Origin of the sequence: Streptomyces sp. NPDC002701, from assembly GCF_042889045.1 — a bacterium.
GTDB lineage: Bacteria > Actinomycetota > Actinomycetes > Streptomycetales > Streptomycetaceae > Streptomyces.
Genome location: NZ_JBIAQL010000004.1, coordinates 363,908 through 380,340 on the forward strand (window position 1 = coordinate 363,908; position 16,433 = coordinate 380,340).

The following is a 16,433-nucleotide window of genomic DNA, read 5'->3' on the forward strand; positions in this document are numbered from 1 at the left end:
TCACGCGCAGGAGGCGGGCCGATGCTGGTCGCGCCAGGCCCGGGGCGACATTCCGTAGGCCCGCTTGAACACCTTGCTGAAGTGAGTCGCGTCCACGAAGCCCCAACTGCGTCCTATCGCCGCGATGGTCCGCTGTCGGCCGTTCGGGTCGGCCAGCTCTCGTCTGCACTCGGCCAGGCGGCGGGCGCGGATCCAGTCTCCGAGGCTGATTCCCGAGCGGGACAGCACAGCGTAGAGATGACGCACGGAGATGCCGTGTGCGGCGGCGATCCGTGCCGCCGACAGATCGCGGTCAGCCAGATGCTCCCGGAGGTACTGGGTGATCCGCAGGCCGAGTGTCGCGTCCAACGGTGCGGCGGCCAGGCCGGAGTTGCCGTGCTGGGACGCCACGACGGCACGCAGGAGTTCCGTGCTGGGTTGCACGGCGGCGTCGCCATGGACGCCCTGGTGCAGTTCGTCGCTGACGGCCAGCTGGGAGAAGTAGGTGAAGGCAAGGCGCGCGATGGGGTTGTCGGATCCCAGGGGAACCGCGGTGATGTCTCGTAACATCCGGTCAGGGAGCGCGAGTGCCGCACGAGGGAAACGGATGAAGCGGTAGTCGACCCCCTCGTCGAAGAGGTGGGTGTAGGGAGCGATCGACTCGTAGACGGCGAACTGCCCTGGCCGCAGAGAGCATTCGCGGCCGTTCTGCACCACCAGGCTGCTGCCCGCCATCTGCACTCCGAGAGTGACGGCCGGTTCCTCGTCCTCCCGGGCGAGCCGCTCCGTCCTGCGGAGGGTGACCGAGGTCGCCCACGCCGAACAGATCCTGATGGGTCCCACGGTACCGAGCCCGATGCGAACGGAGATGTCCTCGGCCGGCGGGCCGTGCTCGATGTCGACCGCCACCATGGATTCCCACACCGCGTGCCGGACCACTTCCTCCCGGTCCCGTGGCGGTATGAACGCGGTGTCCAGAACCGGGCTCATACGGCGGACCTTCGTCTGCGCCGGCCACAGAGCCGGCCTGACCGTACCTCCGCCCGGTCTCCCACACGTCACCCCTCACCACGGACAGTTCCCGCCGTCAGTCTGGCGCGTTTCTCTCTCGCCGCGCAACGGCTTCGACTCCCGCGCGGGTCGGGCGGTGGACGGCGCTATCTCGACAGGCGTCCGAGGTGGGCGCCGCGGCCCAGCGCGAGGACCACGTGGACACGGTCGGGCACGTCCAACTTGGCCAGAATGCTGGAGACATGCGCCTTGACCGTGTAGCGGCTGATCTTCAGCCGCCCGGCGATGTCGTCGTTGGAGAGCCCTTCTCCGACCAGGTCGCAGACCTCGCGTTCGCGGGGGGAAAGGTGGCACAGGGCTGCCTGCAGGCGGCGGTCCTCGGCCGTCGGCACGGCCGGGTGGAAGGTCTCCAGCATCCGCGCGGTCGCCTCCGGCGCCAGGACGGCATGACCGGCGGCGACCACGCGGATGCCGTCGCGCAGTCGTTCACCGGGGGCGTCCTTGAGGAGGAAGCCGCTGGCTCCGGCGGAGATCGCGGCGTAGACGTAGCTGTCCAGGTCGTACGTGGTCAGGATGAGCACGCGGGGCGGGCGGCAGGCGCCGACGATGCGGCGGGTCGCCTCGATGCCGTCCATCCTCGGCATCCGGATGTCCATCAGCACCACGTCAGGGGTGAGCCGCCCGGCCGCTGACACGGCGTCGGCGCCGTCCGCCGCCGTACCGGCGATCTCCAGATCCGGGGCGGCCCCGACGAGCCGGGTCAGTGCCTCGCGCAGCAACTGCTCGTCGTCGGCCACCAGTACGCGGATCGGCCGGGCGGTGGTCATTTCTCACTCCTCATCGGGAAGGTCGCGCTGACCTCGAAACCGCCGTCGGCGCGGTGCCCGGCCGACAGCGTCCCGCCGACCAGTTCGACACGTTCGCGCATGCCGATCAGCCCGAGGCCACCGCCACCGGCCGTCCCGCCGGCGAAGAGCGGTGGGGCGTTGGTCACCCGTACGGTCAGCGCCTCGACCGCGTGCGCCAGCGAGACCGTGGTGTCGACCGGCCCGGCGTGTCTGCCCACGTTGGTGAGTGACTCCTGGACCACCCGGTAGGCCGCCTGCCCGACGCTGGCGTCGACATGGCGGAAGGTTCCGTGCCGTTCCAGCCGCACCCGTGGCCCGCCCTCGCCGAAGGAGTTCAGCAGCGCGTCGACCTCGTTCAGCCCGGGCAGGACGGCGAGCGGATCGTGCAGGACCGAGTCGGGGGCCATCCGCAGCACCCCGAGAAGGCGGCGCAGCTCGGCCAGGGACTGGCGGCCGGTCGTGGCCAGCCGGCGCAGCGCCTCCCGCACCTCGGCCTCGTCACCGGTCTCGGAGGTGGCGTCGGCGTCCAGCACCATCGCGGTGAGCGTGTGGTTGAGGATGTCGTGCAACTCCCGGGCCAGCAGGACACGTTCCCGTTCGGCCGCGCGCTGTTCGGCGTACGCCCGCTCCTCCTCCAGCCGCCGGGAATAACGCAGGTGGTGAGCGCTCAACCGGCCCACCCCCCAGAACCCGGCGAACAGCACGATGAGCGCGACGCTTCCGACAGCGGCGGGCCCGGGATTCGCGTCGCCGGTGACGACCGAGAACGTCACCAGCGCCACGATCACGCCGACCGTGAGGGCCAGGCCGACCCACTGCCGTCGGCGGCCGGCCCACGCGCCCAGACCGCACGCGGCGGCGAGGAAGCCCACCAGCAGCTCCATGTTCGCGGCCACCAGCACCGCCTCGAACATGGTGACGACGATCAGCACGGTCAGCGGGAACCGGCGGCACCACAGCAGCGCCAGCGACTGCGCGAGGACCACGCTGACCAGCAGCCACACCGGCCCACCCGTCCGCATGTCCAGCACGGCGACCAGAGCGGCGAGCAGCGGCAGGCCGACGATCAGGACGCTGCTCATCCACTCCAGTCGGAGGCGATCCGCCGCCGCACGAGCCTGCTCCTCCGCCACAGGTAGGCCACCAGCGGCACCGCGAGCGCCCAGGGCAGCAGGCCGATCGTCCAGCTCAGTGTCGACGACGGGCCGGGGCGAGGTCCCACCGGCAACGCCAGGGTCCCGGTCGACGCGCCTTCCGGACCCTGCACGGTGAACTCGAACCGCCACGTTCCCTCCTCGGGCAGGGCGACCGCGTCCAGGCCCCACACGTCGTAGTCGCGGGGGTGCCGGGGCAGCTTCATCTCGTTCCCGCCGGCCAGCCGGGCCGCGATGCCCAGCAAGGTCGACTCGCCGTCCGGCGAGACCACCTTCAGCTTGCCGACGTGGTTCTCGATGCCGCCGGCCGGTTCGAAGGTGAAGTCCAGCGACCGGTCGGCGCGCAGCGGCCAGTCGGTGAACGAGGCGGTCAGGGTCGTGCTGCCCATGGTCACCGGCTCACTGTGGACCAACTCCGGGGGCGGCACCGCCGAGACCGGCGTGGCGGCGGCCAGCAGCGTGAACGCGGCGACGGCGGCAACGGCGGCGGCGCGTGCGGACCGACGGCTCATCGGGCCGCCTCCGGTCGCGGTGCGCGCAGCAGGGCCGCGTTCTGCCAGCCGAACCAGCACAGACCGGCGCCGGCGAGCACCGTCAGGAAGAGGGGGAAGAGGGGCGTACCTTCGGCGGATCGGCCGAAGAGCGCCGACTGCACCGCGACCGCGGGTGCGGCGACCGCGCCGACCAGGAGCATGGCCCAGCGGGGCAAGAGGTTGCGCCGGCGGGCCAGCCACACCGCACCGGCGGCGAACGCGAAGATCAGCGGAAGGAGGTACGGCATCGCGGTGCCCACGATGGACTCGTTGACGGCGTTGTCGCGCAGACGCAGGTCGATCGCGTCGGCGTAGACGCGCGTCGCGAACGGCGGGAAGAACATGGTCGCGCCGAGCAGTGCCAAGAACGCCGCGCCGGTGGCGGCCAGCCACCGCCAGCCGAGACCGGCACCGACCACGAGGCCGATCACCCACGCCGTGGCCCCGCCCACCCCGAGCAGGCTCACCGGGACGCCGAGGATCTCACCGTCGAAGCTGATCTCGGCGCTCGCCATGAACAGGGCGCCCGCAGCGGCCAGTCCCCACCGTCCGGCCGGTCGCGCCCGCAGCGTCAGGAAGGCCAGCGCCACACCGGCCGACTCGGTCTGCATCGCGAGCTGTAATCCGATGTGCGAGGGGGTCAGTTCGAGGATGTCGAAGCCGTAGACGGTGTGCCACCAGAGGTCGGTCGCGCCGTACACCAGGTGCCCGGCCGCACCGAGGCCGCTGACCAGGAACGCGACCGGCGCCCGGAACCTCGTGATGTGAACGATCCCGTCGGCCGGTGTCTCGCCGCGGCGGGTGGTGGTGAGCACCACGGCCAGCGAGGTGAGTCCGATCAGACCGCTGCCGGCGTAGAACATCAGGTGGGGCGCCGTGAAGAACGTGTCCGGGCCGACGTCGACGTGCCACTGGCCGTCCCAGGCGACGCCGAGCCACAGCAGTGTCATGCCCACCAGAAGCGACCAAGCGCCTTTTGTCTCGGTCATGGTCAATTCCCTTCTATGTCGACCGGGACCTCGATGTCGATGACATCGGGCCCGGATGTCGTGTCCACGCGGATGTCCAGTTGCCACGTACCGGGCATGGAGAAGAGCTCGCCGCGTACGCGATAGCGATGCGCGCCCGCCGGCCGGGCCGGAAGTCCGGGTGTCACGTGGCCCATGGCCGGCATGACGCCGCTGACCGCGACGGACCGCACGTCACCGGCCGCCGAGCCGTCACTGCGACGCAGGCCGATCTCGACCTCGATGACCCCGGTGGCCGCCCGGCTCAGCTCGGCGGTGGCCAGGAACTGCTGCCCGGAGCCCGTCAGGCTGACCGGCTCCGGGTCGCCGGACCGCGCCAGGGTCACCCCGGCCAGTGCCGACGTCGCGGCCAGCGCGACCAGCCATCCGGCGACGACGCGCGACCTCATGCGGTGTCCGCCCGGACGTCGACCACATAGGGGATCGTGGTGATCCGCAGCTCGCGGGAGTACTGCACCCACACGAAGTAGCGGCCCGGCTCCGGGAACGTGAAGGCGAAGCGCAGCGTCGGGGCGTACGCGTGGACCGTGTCGTCCGGCGGCTGCGCGGTGGTGGCCATCGACCCCAGTTCGTGCGCGTGCCCCAGGAAGCCGCCCTGCCGGTCGCGGACGATGAGGTGGCCGGCCATGCCCAGCCACGGCTGCACCCGGCCGGACCCGGTCTTGACGGCGATACTCACCGGCCGGGTCGCGACCACCTGGCGCGGCTCCGTCGGCAGCCTGGTCGGGGCGGCCGTCCGTACGGTGGTGGGTCGCCCGGTGACCTCGAACCGGCCGGAGACCAGTTGACCGCCGGCGCCCTCCCGCTCGAACTCGACGGACACCAGGTACTGACCGGGTTCGGGCGCGGCAAGACGTGCCTCCAGCCGGCCGGACGCCGTACGCCGCGGATGCAGGTGCTGGAACACGTCACCGTCGGCCGAGGTCACCACGAGGTGCGCCAGCGCCTGGTGGTGCGGGACCAGATCGTCGAGCGGCCGCCCGGTCGACCCGTCGACCAGCTCGATCCGCAGGGTGAAGGCCGCACCCGCCACCGGACGCCGGGGACTCGGGGAGACCTTCGACTGGGCGTACGGACGGCCGACCGGATCGGTGGCGGCCGTCACCGGGGTCGCGGTCGGCAGCACCCTCGGCGACACCACCGCGAGGGTGCCTCCGACGACCAGCGCCACCCCGGTGGCACTGCCGAGGACCATGGCGACGGTGCGGGAGTTCAGGGCGGCCGCGCCGAATGCCGCGAACATCAGCACCGCCGCCGCCCCGAAGGCCCAGCTCACCCAGAGCTCCGAGGGTGCTGCCCGGGGCGGCTTCACCTGGAACGGCAGTTGGGAGAACTCGCCGTCGGCGCGTAACTCCAGCCAGTGCAGGCCCTTCTCGCGGACGGACAGGAGCAGGGGGTACGTCCGTGCCGCGTCCCGGTCGAAGCGGACGCTGTCCGCCGTCACCGCCGCAGAGGTGTCCGACCGGACCGTCACCTCGATGGGGACGGCCCGCACCGGGGTGTGCGGGATGAGGTCCACCCGCAGGGGTCCGGGCACCTGACCGGTGCGCCTGACCGCCAGCGTCACCTCCATCCCGGCGATCGTCTGCGCCAGCACGGTGTCCGCACCCGGAGCGGGCGCGTGCGCGGTGGCCGGCACCCCACCCGCCACCGCCGCGGCAGCCGTCAGCACTGTCACGAACACCCGCACGAACACTTGAATCGGCACGCCGAGAACCTTAGGAAGACGAGCTTCCGTATATGTAGGGCGCAGGAACGAACCGCTCTCGTTCCCGGGAACTAAGCCGGGAACCACTAGGCGTCCCGGGTGCGGAAGGTGAGGAACGCGGCCGTCAGAAGGACCGCGACGCACCCGGCCAGCACGCCGAGGCCGTCCAGGGGATCCAGCAGAGCCGGATCGCGGTAGCCGGTCATGATCTGCCCGCCGGCCGTGGGCGGCCAGTACTTGGCCGCCCAGTCCGCGAGTGGCCCCGGAAGGGCCGGACCGAACGCCGGCATGATCAGCAGCGCCGCGAAGAGCGTGGTCACCGTGGCGGTGGTGCTGCGGATCAGGGTGCCCGCGGCGAGGCCGAGGAGGCCGGCGAGCGCGAGGAAGAGGGCGCCTCCGAGGACGGCGCGTCCCACTCCGGGGTCCGAGAGCTGCAGGTGCGGGGCGCCCGAGCCCTTGAGCGCCGCCTGGCCGGCGAGAAATCCGGTGAACGTGGTCAGCAGCCCGGTCAGGAAGGCGATGGCGGCAAGGACGACGGCCTTGGCCGCAAGGACCCGGCTCCGGTGCGGAACGGCGGTCAGCGTGCTGATGACCGTGCGGCTGCCGTATTCCGCGGTGACGACCAGGCCGCCCAGGAGCGCGATGGTGACCTGGGCCAGCATGTAGCCCTTCAGGCTGAGGGCCAGGGGGTCGAAGGTGAGCTTGTCCGCGGCCGTCATGGTGGCGTACTCGTCGCCGCTGCCCGAACCGTTGAGGGCCGCGAGCCCCGCTCCGAGGAGGACGGTGCCGAGGATGACGTACAGCGTCGAGCGCATCGTACGGATCTTGATCCACTCGGCGTGCAGGGAGTGCCGGAAAGTCGCGCGGCCCGCTGACAACCGGGGCGGCGGGAGGGGCCGGTTCCTCGCCCTCTCCGAGGAGATACGCGGCGAGCGGAGGCGGGGCGTGCGGATGCGGGGGCGGGTGGCGCTGCTCATCGGGCTGCTTCCTTCTCGGAGGAGTACTCGACGCTGTCGCGGGTGAGTTCCATGAAGACGTCCTCCAAGGAGGTTTGCCGGAGGGTCAGTTCGTGCAGCTCAACGCCTGCGGAGGCCGCCAGCGCACCGATCCCGGCGGCCTCGATGCCGGTCACGACCAGGCGGTGTTCGCCGTCGGCCCGCACAGCTGCGCCCGCCGCGGTGAGCCGGTGACCGAACGCCTCCGCGTGCGGGCTGCGTACGACCACCTCCCGGTCGGAGTGCGAGTCGATGAACTCGGCCATGCTGGTGTCGGCGATCAGCCGACCCCGGCCGATGACGACGAGATGGTCGACGGTGAGTTCGATCTCGCTCATCAGATGGCTGGACATCATCACCGCCCGCCCCTCGGCGGCCATGCGCCGCAACAGCTTGCGGATCCAGACGATGCCTTCGGGGTCGAGGCCGTTGAGCGGTTCGTCGAGGACGAGCGCCGGCGGGTCCCCGAGAAGGGTGGCCGCGATGCCGAGCCGCTGCTTCATCCCGAGCGAGTACGTGCCGGCCGCCCGCCGGGCCACCCCCGAGAGCCCCACTTCCTCCAGTACCGCGTCGACGCGGGCGCGCGGGAGCCCGTTGCTCGCCGCGAGCGCCAGCAGGTGGTGGTAGGCGCTACGGCTCGGCAGCACCGCGCCGGCGTCGAGCAGCGCGCCGACGGCCTTCAGCGGGGCGGACTGAGCGGCAATCGCCCGCCCGCCGACGGTGGCGGTCCCGGAGGTCGGTGCGTCCAGGCCCAGAATCATGCGCATGGTCGTCGACTTGCCGGCGCCGTTCGGCCCGAGGAAGCCGGTGACCTCCCCGGGACGGACGGTGAAACTCAGGTCATCGACAGCCAGCACCTCGCCGTAGCGCTTGGTGAGCCGGTCAACTTCGATCATCGGGTCCTCCCGAATGCGTTGCTCCGTGACACGCACCACCGCGGTGCGTCCGAGAGCAAGGCAGGCTGTGGCGTCTGGGGCCGCCTGAATGACTGGACTGTGCGTCGACGTGCGCCGCGATCACCCGACTGACCGGATGGCACGAAGAATTTCTTCCGCCATTCCACGGTGCCCTCGGGCGTTGGGGTGGACTGCCGCGGCCGGACTACTGGGAATGAGAGGTTCGATCCAGCGTGTGCTTGCGGCCGCGCAGGCATCGTGTCCTTGAGAAGCCTCATACGTATCGACGTACGTCGCCCCTGCTGACATCGCCTGGTCCTGGAGCGTCTTGTTGAGCTGCTCCTCTTTGTCACGCAAGTATGCGACGTCGCCCGGCGCGATGGGGAGTCGGCGTCCGCACCTGGTGCCGTCGGCGGGCAGGACGGCCGGATATCCGACGACGTAGATCTGGGCCTCGGGCGCGCGCTGCTGTACATCGCGCAGCGTACTGGCGAACTTGGTTGCGAGGCCCGTGATTCGCTTCTCCGCGGTGTCGATTCCGTTGTCCACGTAGGAACTTCGGCAGGGGGCGTCGTGCGACGACTTGTCTTTTCTGTGGTCGAGGAACTTGACGGCGGCCCCTAAGGTGACGCATCGCGTGATCATGTCGCTGAAGCCGATGTCATTGCCGCCGATGCCGATGGTGACGAGGCGTGTCGACCTGGAGACGGCGGATATCTGAGCGGGGTTTGTTCCGTTCCCGGTGGACTGGGACGTGGTGAGGTCAGCGATGGTGGCCCCACTGCAACTCACGTCACGGACGCCGTCCGGCCGGAGATCGAGTCGAGCGGCAACATGGGCAGGGTAGTTGCGGTCGGAACGGTCGCACCCCGCAGGTCTGCCTGCCTGAGCAGGTATACGGGACCCGGAGGTGTAGGAGTCGCCGAGAGCTACGTACGGTCCCATCCGAACTGGTGCCGCAGTGCCGGTCGAACCGGAATTCTGCTGGTGTGTCACGGCGACAGCTGCGGCCAGGATTGCCGCTACCAGGATCAGTCCGACAAATGTGCTGCGTAGCTGCATCGTCATCAGGGATCTCCTGCCATCCGAAATAGCGGAAAAGGGGTTGAGGAAAAGCGGTCGGTGCGCGGGCCGGACCCAAACGGCGCACCTGAACCTGCGGGAGAGGGTCAGCGAGTACGCACCAAGCCCGATTGGTAGGCGAGGGCGACGAGTTGGGCACGGTCACGTGCGCCCAACTTGGTTCTGGCGTGCTGAAGGTGGGTGCGAACGGTGAGAACGCTGAGGAACAGTTTGTCGGCGATCTCGGTGTTCGACTTGCCGTCTGCGGCGAGGCTCACCACCTCGCGTTCGCGGGGGGTGAGGGCGGCAAGCTGCTCGGGTGGGACGCTCTCGGAGCCCGCGACGGAAGCGGAAAGGAAATGGGTGATCAGGGAGCGGGTGGCCGTAGGCGACAGGAGCGCGTCGCCGGCGGCGATGGTGCGGATTCCGTCGAGGAGTGCGTCGGCGGTGGTGTTCTTACCGAGAAATCCGCTCGCGCCCAGGTGCAGGGCTTGGGCCACGTGCTCGTCGGACTGAAACGTCGTGAGGACGAGCACCCGGATGTCCTTCAGGTCCCGGTCATTGCAGATGGCCTCGGTCGCGGCCAGTCCGTCGGTGCCCGGCATGCGGATGTCCATGAGGACGACGTCGGGGCGGTGTGCACGGGCCAGCTCGACGGCTTGTTTCCCGTCGGCTGCCTCGGCGATCACTTCGAGATCGTCGCAGGAGTCGATCAGGACGCGGAAGGTCGCTCGTAGCAGGGCTTGGTCGTCAACGATCAGTACGCGGATGGGCATGGTGGGCTTCCAGTTGTTCACGCGTGGATGGGGAGTTCCGCCGTGACGGCGAACCCGCCTTCGGGCCGGCGACCGGCGTGGACATGCCCACCGGCTGACTGAGCGCGCTCCCTCATACCGACCAGGCCGAACCCTCCGCTGCGGGCGCGCGGGCGCGGAGGGGGGTTGCCCTCGTTGCTGATGGTGATCGACAGCCGGTCCTGCGTGTAGAGGAGTTGGATGTGTGCCGTGCTCACCGCCGCGTGTTTGGCGACGTTGGTGAGCGCCTCCTGCACGATGCGGAAGGCAGTCAGGTCCGTGCCCGCCGGCAAGGGGTGCTGAGGGCCGTCGGCGGCAACGGTGATGTGCAGCCCGGCAGCGGCGAAGGCAGCGACGAGGTCGTCAAGGCGGCTCAGACCGGGGGCCGGCTGCAGCGATTCCTCGGTGGTCTCGGACTCGCGGAGCAGTCCCACGGTGGCCTGGAGTTCGCGAAGGGCCTCAGCCGTCGTGACGGTCAGTTCGGTGAGAATGGCGTGCGCCTGTTCGGGACGGCTGCGGCACAGGTGAGCGGCGGTACCGGCCTGGGCGTTGGCCAGAGCCATGTGGTGGGCGACGACATCGTGCAGCTCTCGGGCGATGCGTATGCGCTCCTCGTAGACCCGATGCCTGGCTTCTTCTTCCAGGATGCGTTCGGCTTGTTCGGCACGCGCCTGTACGGCACTCAGGTACGCGCGGCGTGCCCGCACCGCCGAGCCGTGCAGGACGGGCAGCAGGATCCAGAACGCGAGGCTCACCACCTCGTCCGCCCATGGGTCGCCGTCCGGATCCCAGCGCAAAGCCGTGGGCAGCAGCACAAGGGCGATGCAGAGGCAGTAGGTGAGAGCCGTCCGCTGTCCGGATCGCAGAGTGAGTTCGTACAGTGCGACGATCACCGGCAGCAACAGCAGAGGGCCGAACGCGCAGCCCCGGCTGCCGACGAGGACCGTTCCCAGCGTCGTGAGGACGACGACCGGACCGGGGTGACGGCGCCGTGCCAACAGGCACGCGCAGACGATTCCCGCGATGACGACCCCCGGCCACCACATGGTGTCGGTGCCCGTTCGCCGGTACTGGTTACTGGTGGCGGCGCACACGACGGCCAGGAAGACCCCCTCGACGAGGCGCGGGTACTGCTGGGCATGGCGTCGCAGGTGAACGAACATGGCTTCTCCGAGCGAACCTTGGCTGTGCGCGGTGGCGGCGTGCGAGCAGCGGGCGAGACTTCGGGGCGTTGCCGGGGCCGCTCGTGGCAGGTACGAGCGGCCCCGGCAGTCTGCGTACGTCAGACCGTCACCGACGGACGTCGGTCAGTGCCGTCGGACAGCGCCTGGGGGGCGGGGGTGTGCTTGGTGAGTGCCTCGCCCTCGACGTCGACCCGGGGAAGCAGCCGGTCCAGCCAGCGCGGCAACCACCAGGCGCGCCGGCCGAGCAGGGCGAGGACGGCGGGTACGAACGCCATGCGGACGACGAAGGCGTCGAAGAAGACGGCGCTGGCCAGACCGAACCCGACCATCTTGACCATGGATTCGCCGCCCGTCATGAAGCCGCCGAACACCGCCATCATGATCAGTGCTGCCGCGCCCACGACCTGGGCGCTGTGTCGGAATCCGGTGACGATGGCCTGGCCGGCCTGCTCCCCGTGGATGTGTGCCTCGCGGATCCGGGACACCAGGAACACCTGGTAGTCCATGGCCAGACCGAAGATGATGCCCACCAGGAAGATCGGCATGGTGCTCATGATCGGCCCGGTCTCCTCCACGCCGAAGAAGCCCGCTCCGTGTCCCTGCTGGAACACGGTGACGATTGCCCCGAGGGCTGCGAGGACCGACAGCAAGAAGCCGAGCGCGGCCTTGAGCGGCACCAGAATCGAGCGGAAGACCAGCATCAGAAGGAGGAACGCGAGGCTGACGATGACGGCGAGGTAGGGAACGAGGGCGTCCTGCATTTTCTGGGCGACGTCGATGTTCAGCGCGGTGGTACCGGTGACCTTGAAGTGTGCGCCGGTGCCGGATTCGACCGCGGCCCGCTCGCCGCGGATGGTGCGAACCAGGTCCTGTGTCTGTTCACTGGTGGGCGCGGTGGACGGCACAGCCGCGATGACAGCGGTGTCCCCCGCTTCGTTGAACCGGGCCGGCGAGACGGAGACCACTCCAGCGGTGCTGTCGAGCCGTTCCGAGACAGCGGCCACCGCGGCCTTCGGGTCGTCGGCCCCCTTGGCATCGACGACCACGGTCAGCGGGCCGTTGAATCCCGGGCCGAACCCCTCGGCCAGCGCATCGTAGGCGCGGCGTTCCGTGGTCGAGGTCGACTTCGCCTCTTCGCCGGGCATGCCCATCCGCAGGTCCAGCGACGGCACGGCGAGTGCGCCCAGACCGACCACGGTCAGCAGCAGCACCGGCAGAGGGCGTCGCACGACGAAGCGCGCCCAGCGGACACCCCACGGCGCCTTGACGGTGCTTGCGCCGACGGTCTCGGGGCTTCCGCCGGCGGTCTCGGTGCTTGCGCCGGCGGCCTTGGTGCTGCCGCTGCGGCGCCGGAGCTTGATGGGCGAACGGCGTTCGCCCTTGCGTGAACGGCTCCCGCCCTTGCGGTCCCGTCGGGAGAGCACGGCGTCGGGCCAGAAGCCGAGAAGCGCGGGCACAGCAGTCAGGGCGATGAGCACTCCGACCAGGACCGCACCGGCGGAGCCCAGGCCCATCTTGCTCAGCATCGGCACGCCGATCACCGAAAGGCCGAGCAGGGCGATGATGACGGTGAGTCCGGCGAAGACGACTGCGCCGCCCGCGGTGCCCACCGCCAGGGCCGTCGCCTGCTGGGCTTCGTGCCCCTTGGCCCGCTCCTCGCGGTAGCGGGAGACCACGAACAGGGAGTAGTCGATACCGACGGCGAGACCGAGCATCATCGCCAGTTCGCCGACGGTCGACGAGAATCCAAAGGCACTGCTCAGGGCCGTGATCCCGGCCAGGCTGATGCCCACGCCGAGAATGGCGGTGAGCAACGGCAGACCTGCGGCGGCAAGAGACCCGAAGGTGATCAGCAGCACCACAGCAGCGACGAGGACACCGAGCACCTCGCCCAGCCCCTGTGCCGCCTCGGTCTCCAGCGCGGAACCGCCGACCTCCACGGTCAGGCCGGCGTCCCGGGCCTGCTCGACGGCCTTCGTCAGAGCCTCTTTGCTGGCATCCGTGAGGTCGTCGGCGGCGACTTTGTAGGTAACGCTCGCGTACGCGGTCGAGTCGTCCTTACTGACCGCTTCGGCGTCGAACGGGCTGGTCGCCTCGGCAACCTGCGGCCCGTCGGCCACCGTGGTGACAAACGTGTCTATGGCCGAACGGTTGGCAGCGGTGGTGACTTGCTGCTCCTGGCCCGCGACGAACACGACGCGGGCTTCGGCTCCGTCCGCCTCGGCGCCCGGGAACCGCTCGTTGATCAGGTCGAAAGCTTCCTGGGACTCGATCCCGGGCATGGACGACGAGCCTTCCGGCGCCTCGGAAGCGCTGGTGGCCCCCAGGAACACGGCAGCCAGCACCGCCACCCAGAGCAACAGAACTGTGCGACGCCTCCGGAAGGCCCATTGGCCCACACGGTGCAAGAAAGTCGCCATGGTGACGCCATCTCCTCAGCTGGATATCTGGAACATCGGGATGTCTGGAACGGCATTCACCCTCGCCGGTCGGCCCGGTCCCTGTCGTCAGCCGCATCAAGCGACCCACGTACTGAAAAACAAGTAGCTCTCGACGCGCCTCTCATCTGATGCCGGTAGTCGGGCCGGCTGTCCGACCGGCGGGGCGCGGCTGGTCAGAGGGGCGGCACATGGGGGGTGACCACTTTCGACACCGATGCCGCGCGGTCGCGTGGTGGCGTAGTCGCGCGGTGGCGCGGTGGCGCGGTGGCGTGCGTACGGGGCCACGAGGGGGCCCGTTTGTGGCTGGCCGGGTACGGCCTGTCCGACGTACGCCCGACACCTCTGCCGGCCAGGCGTCTCACGGTCCGCTGGCATGCCCGTCTGGCCGCTCAGGTCCTGCCGGCCGCGGTCATCCTCGCGGTCGGCCTCGCCTACGCAGGCACCCGGCCTGCCGACGCCGCGGTTGCCGGGTCCGGGTCGTACCAGCGCTGGCCGCTGCTGCGAATGACGACGGTGGTGGCGGCGTTGGTACGGGCTCAGTCACTGCTGGACTGGTGGGTGCGGCGGGTCGACCGGCGGGCCGCTACGACGTTGCAGCGCCGGGCGGCCCATCCGGCCCGGCTCGGCTTGCGTACCGTGCTCGGCCGACCACGTTCACGGCCGTCACGTTCACGGCCGTCACGTTCGCGGGCGCGACGGCGCCGACGATCGCTTCCCTCACCGTGCATGACCCCGCCACGCGGTACGCGGGGGTCGTCCTGCTCATCGCGCTGTGCGGGGTCGCGGCCGGCATGGTGATCCAGTTGCGCCATGTCCTGACGCGCCCGGTCGTGGCCGACGACGCGGGCTCGCTGAAGGCCGACTTCCTCATGCGGGTCGAGGACGCCCGCGAGGTCGCCACGCCGACCGTGGTCTGGTGCCTGCCGGCCGCATCGGTGCTCGACAGCGCGCTCGGTCGGCGGAACACCGCCTGGCTCGTCTTCGCCGCACTGAGCGCCCTCACCCTCGTCCTGATCACCGTGCGGACCGCGCGGAGCGGTACGGCGGCGTCGGCCGGGCCTACCGGGAACTGGAGGAGGCGGGGCTGATCGAGACCCGCGGAGCGGCCGGCTCGTTCGTGTCCGCAGCGGGCGAGCAGCGACGCGAACGGGCACGCCGCGCCGCCGCCGAGTACGCCACCGTCATCGCCGGCGTCGGCATCGACACCGACGAGGCCATCCGCATCGTCCGAGCGGCGACGACCAATTGAGCAGGTCGCCTTTCACAAGGCGCGCATGCCGCGGTCGATGAAGGCGATCAGCCATTCGAAGCTCTTGTCGATGTCGGTGCTCCATTTGAAGCCACCACCCGCTTCCAGTGTGGCGAAGCCGTGGCAGATGCTGCGGAACATGCGCAGGGCGTGGGTGGTGTCGGACTCCTCGAGTCCGTAGCCGCGCAGAACGGCCCGGAACACGTCGAACAGCCGCTGAGTGGCGAGGGCCATCGGGTCGTCCGGGCCGGTGGGTTCCATGCCGGTCGTGGAGGCGTAGCGGCCGGGGTGGTCGATCACGAAGGTACGGAAGGCGTGCAGCGCGGCGGCCAGGGCGTCGCGGCCCGCCAAGCCCTGAACAGCGGTACCGACGGCATCGGCGGCCTGGACCGACGCCAGCGCCGCGATGCGCCGCACGAGGTCTTCCTGGCCGCCCACGTGCTTGTACAGGGACGGGGTGCGCACGCCCAGGCGCTCGGCCAGCAGCCCCATCGTCAGACGGCCCAGGCCCACCTCGTCGGCGAGGTCGGCTCCGGCCGCGACCACGGCGGCGGAATCCAGGCCGGCCCTAGGCACGGGCGGCGTCCGTTCGGAGGAAGGAGAGCATCAGCGAAACCACCTGGTCAGGGCACTGGTCGTGCGGATAGTGCCCGGCGCCCTCGATCATCTCGAGGCGGCCGAGCCCGGCGGGCAGGTCGTCGACGATCGCCGAACCCTCGGCGTGCGGGTCGGCCCAGTCGGGGTCGTCGGTGCCCATCACGACGAGGACCGGACAGCGCACGTTGCCGAGCTCGGCGCCGGCATCGACTGGGGTGGTGCGGCCCATGCCCTGGAGTGCCTTCATCCGGCCCGGCTCGCGCAGCATCGCCTCGACGCGGCCGAGCCGTTCGGTGAAGCCGGCCGGCTTCACCCCGGGGTAGGCCACCTCCAGGTAGGAGCGCCACGCCGGCACACTGCCCAGCATGGTCGCGCGCATCAGGCGCAGCATGCCCTGCCGCAGGCGCTTGCTGCGCAGGTCGCCCAGGCCCATCGACTGCTTGCGGGTGAAGGGTCCCAGCTCGACGACCGCAGTGACCAGCTCCGGCGCCTTCGCCGCGGCGATGGTGGCGGCACCGCCGGAGATCGAGTGGCCGACGAGCACCGCCGGGCCGCCCAGGTGCCGGATCAGGGCGAGCAGGTCACCTGCGATGGCGGTGCGGCCCCAGTCCTGCCAGTCGGTGCTGGACTCGCCGCAGCCGCGCAGGTCGACCGCGGCGACCCGGTAGCCCGCCGCCACCAGCTGCGGGATCACGGCGCGGTAGGCGTCACGGTGGTCACCCATGCCGTGCGCGAGCACAACCAGCCGGCCGGACCCGGCCACCTCGTAAGCGATCGTTCCACCCTCGACGGCGAGGTACTCGGTCATGACGTCTCCCAAGGTTGATCGTGTTAGCCGCTCGGCTAACCTCGTTAGCCAAAAGCTAGTCTCATTAGCCAACGGTGTCAACACGCAGACCCCCCACCACCGCACGGCAGCGCCGGGGGCGTCCCCCAGCACGGTGTTGGGGGAGG

General features: G+C 70.3%; 17 protein-coding genes. 2 read left to right on the forward strand and 15 right to left on the reverse strand.

Annotated elements, in window-relative coordinates:
- The 13 genes from ACFYXC_RS14165 to ACFYXC_RS14225 form a co-directional block, all read right to left on the reverse strand.
- Entirely contained in the window at positions 1–969 is a 969-nt protein-coding gene (locus ACFYXC_RS14165) for a helix-turn-helix domain-containing protein (protein ID WP_389550861.1), read from the reverse strand.
- A 167-nt stretch (positions 970–1,136) separates the two neighbouring features.
- Entirely contained in the window at positions 1,137–1,817 is a 681-nt protein-coding gene (locus ACFYXC_RS14170) for a response regulator (RefSeq protein ID WP_388907366.1), read from the reverse strand.
- Positions 1,814–2,920: a sensor histidine kinase gene (locus ACFYXC_RS14175; protein ID WP_388907364.1), complete on the reverse strand. Its 1,107-nt coding sequence runs from the start codon at positions 2,918–2,920 to the stop codon at positions 1,814–1,816. Before ACFYXC_RS14175 ends, ACFYXC_RS14170 begins: the two co-directional genes overlap by 4 nt.
- Entirely contained in the window at positions 2,917–3,504 is a 588-nt protein-coding gene (locus ACFYXC_RS14180; RefSeq protein WP_389550865.1) for a hypothetical protein, read from the reverse strand. Before ACFYXC_RS14180 ends, ACFYXC_RS14175 begins: the two co-directional genes overlap by 4 nt.
- Entirely contained in the window at positions 3,501–4,514 is a 1,014-nt protein-coding gene (locus ACFYXC_RS14185) for a hypothetical protein (protein WP_389550868.1), read from the reverse strand. The genes ACFYXC_RS14180 and ACFYXC_RS14185 overlap by 4 nt, the downstream gene beginning before the upstream one ends.
- A 2-nt stretch (positions 4,515–4,516) precedes the next feature.
- Positions 4,517–4,942 carry a hypothetical protein gene (locus ACFYXC_RS14190; RefSeq protein WP_388907358.1) on the reverse strand — a complete coding sequence of 142 codons (426 nt, stop codon included), beginning with the start codon at positions 4,940–4,942 and terminating at the stop codon, positions 4,517–4,519.
- On the reverse strand, positions 4,939–6,261 hold the full coding sequence (locus ACFYXC_RS14195; protein WP_389550871.1) for a hypothetical protein: 1,323 nt from the start codon (positions 6,259–6,261) through the stop codon (positions 4,939–4,941). The genes ACFYXC_RS14190 and ACFYXC_RS14195 overlap by 4 nt, the downstream gene beginning before the upstream one ends.
- Positions 6,262–6,347: 86 nt before the next feature.
- A complete protein-coding gene (locus ACFYXC_RS14200; protein ID WP_389550872.1) occupies positions 6,348–7,238 on the reverse strand; it encodes an ABC transporter permease in 891 nt (296 codons plus the stop codon).
- Entirely contained in the window at positions 7,235–8,152 is a 918-nt protein-coding gene (locus tag ACFYXC_RS14205; protein ID WP_389550875.1) for an ABC transporter ATP-binding protein, read from the reverse strand. The genes ACFYXC_RS14200 and ACFYXC_RS14205 overlap by 4 nt, the downstream gene beginning before the upstream one ends.
- Before the next feature lie 120 nt (positions 8,153–8,272).
- On the reverse strand, positions 8,273–9,220 hold the full coding sequence (locus ACFYXC_RS14210) for an SGNH/GDSL hydrolase family protein (protein ID WP_389550878.1): 948 nt from the start codon (positions 9,218–9,220) through the stop codon (positions 8,273–8,275).
- Positions 9,221–9,321: 101 nt separating this feature from the next.
- Positions 9,322–9,990 carry a response regulator gene (locus ACFYXC_RS14215; protein ID WP_389551656.1) on the reverse strand — a complete coding sequence of 223 codons (669 nt, stop codon included), beginning with the start codon at positions 9,988–9,990 and terminating at the stop codon, positions 9,322–9,324.
- A gap of 17 nt (positions 9,991–10,007) precedes the next feature.
- Complete coding sequence (locus ACFYXC_RS14220) at positions 10,008–11,171, reverse strand: sensor histidine kinase (RefSeq protein ID WP_389550881.1); 1,164 nt, start codon at positions 11,169–11,171, stop codon at positions 10,008–10,010.
- A gap of 119 nt (positions 11,172–11,290) precedes the next feature.
- Positions 11,291–13,612: an MMPL family transporter gene (locus ACFYXC_RS14225; RefSeq protein WP_389550883.1), complete on the reverse strand. Its 2,322-nt coding sequence runs from the start codon at positions 13,610–13,612 to the stop codon at positions 11,291–11,293.
- Between the two features lie 743 nt (positions 13,613–14,355).
- On the opposite strand from ACFYXC_RS14225, the gene ACFYXC_RS14230 reads away from it, so the two are divergent.
- Both ACFYXC_RS14230 and ACFYXC_RS14235 read left to right on the forward strand, forming a co-directional pair.
- Entirely contained in the window at positions 14,356–14,721 is a 366-nt protein-coding gene (locus ACFYXC_RS14230; protein ID WP_389550886.1) for a hypothetical protein, read from the forward strand.
- 29 nt (positions 14,722–14,750) lie between these two features.
- Complete coding sequence (locus tag ACFYXC_RS14235; RefSeq protein WP_389550889.1) at positions 14,751–14,882, forward strand: hypothetical protein; 132 nt, start codon at positions 14,751–14,753, stop codon at positions 14,880–14,882.
- 12 nt (positions 14,883–14,894) lie between these two features.
- Here the strand turns inward: ACFYXC_RS14235 and ACFYXC_RS14240 are convergent, their stop codons facing one another.
- A complete protein-coding gene (locus ACFYXC_RS14240) occupies positions 14,895–15,428 on the reverse strand; it encodes a WHG domain-containing protein (protein ID WP_389551658.1) in 534 nt (177 codons plus the stop codon).
- 22 nt (positions 15,429–15,450) lie between these two features.
- Positions 15,451–16,287: an alpha/beta fold hydrolase gene (locus tag ACFYXC_RS14245; RefSeq protein WP_389550892.1), complete on the reverse strand. Its 837-nt coding sequence runs from the start codon at positions 16,285–16,287 to the stop codon at positions 15,451–15,453.
- Positions 16,288–16,433 lie beyond the last annotated feature (146 nt).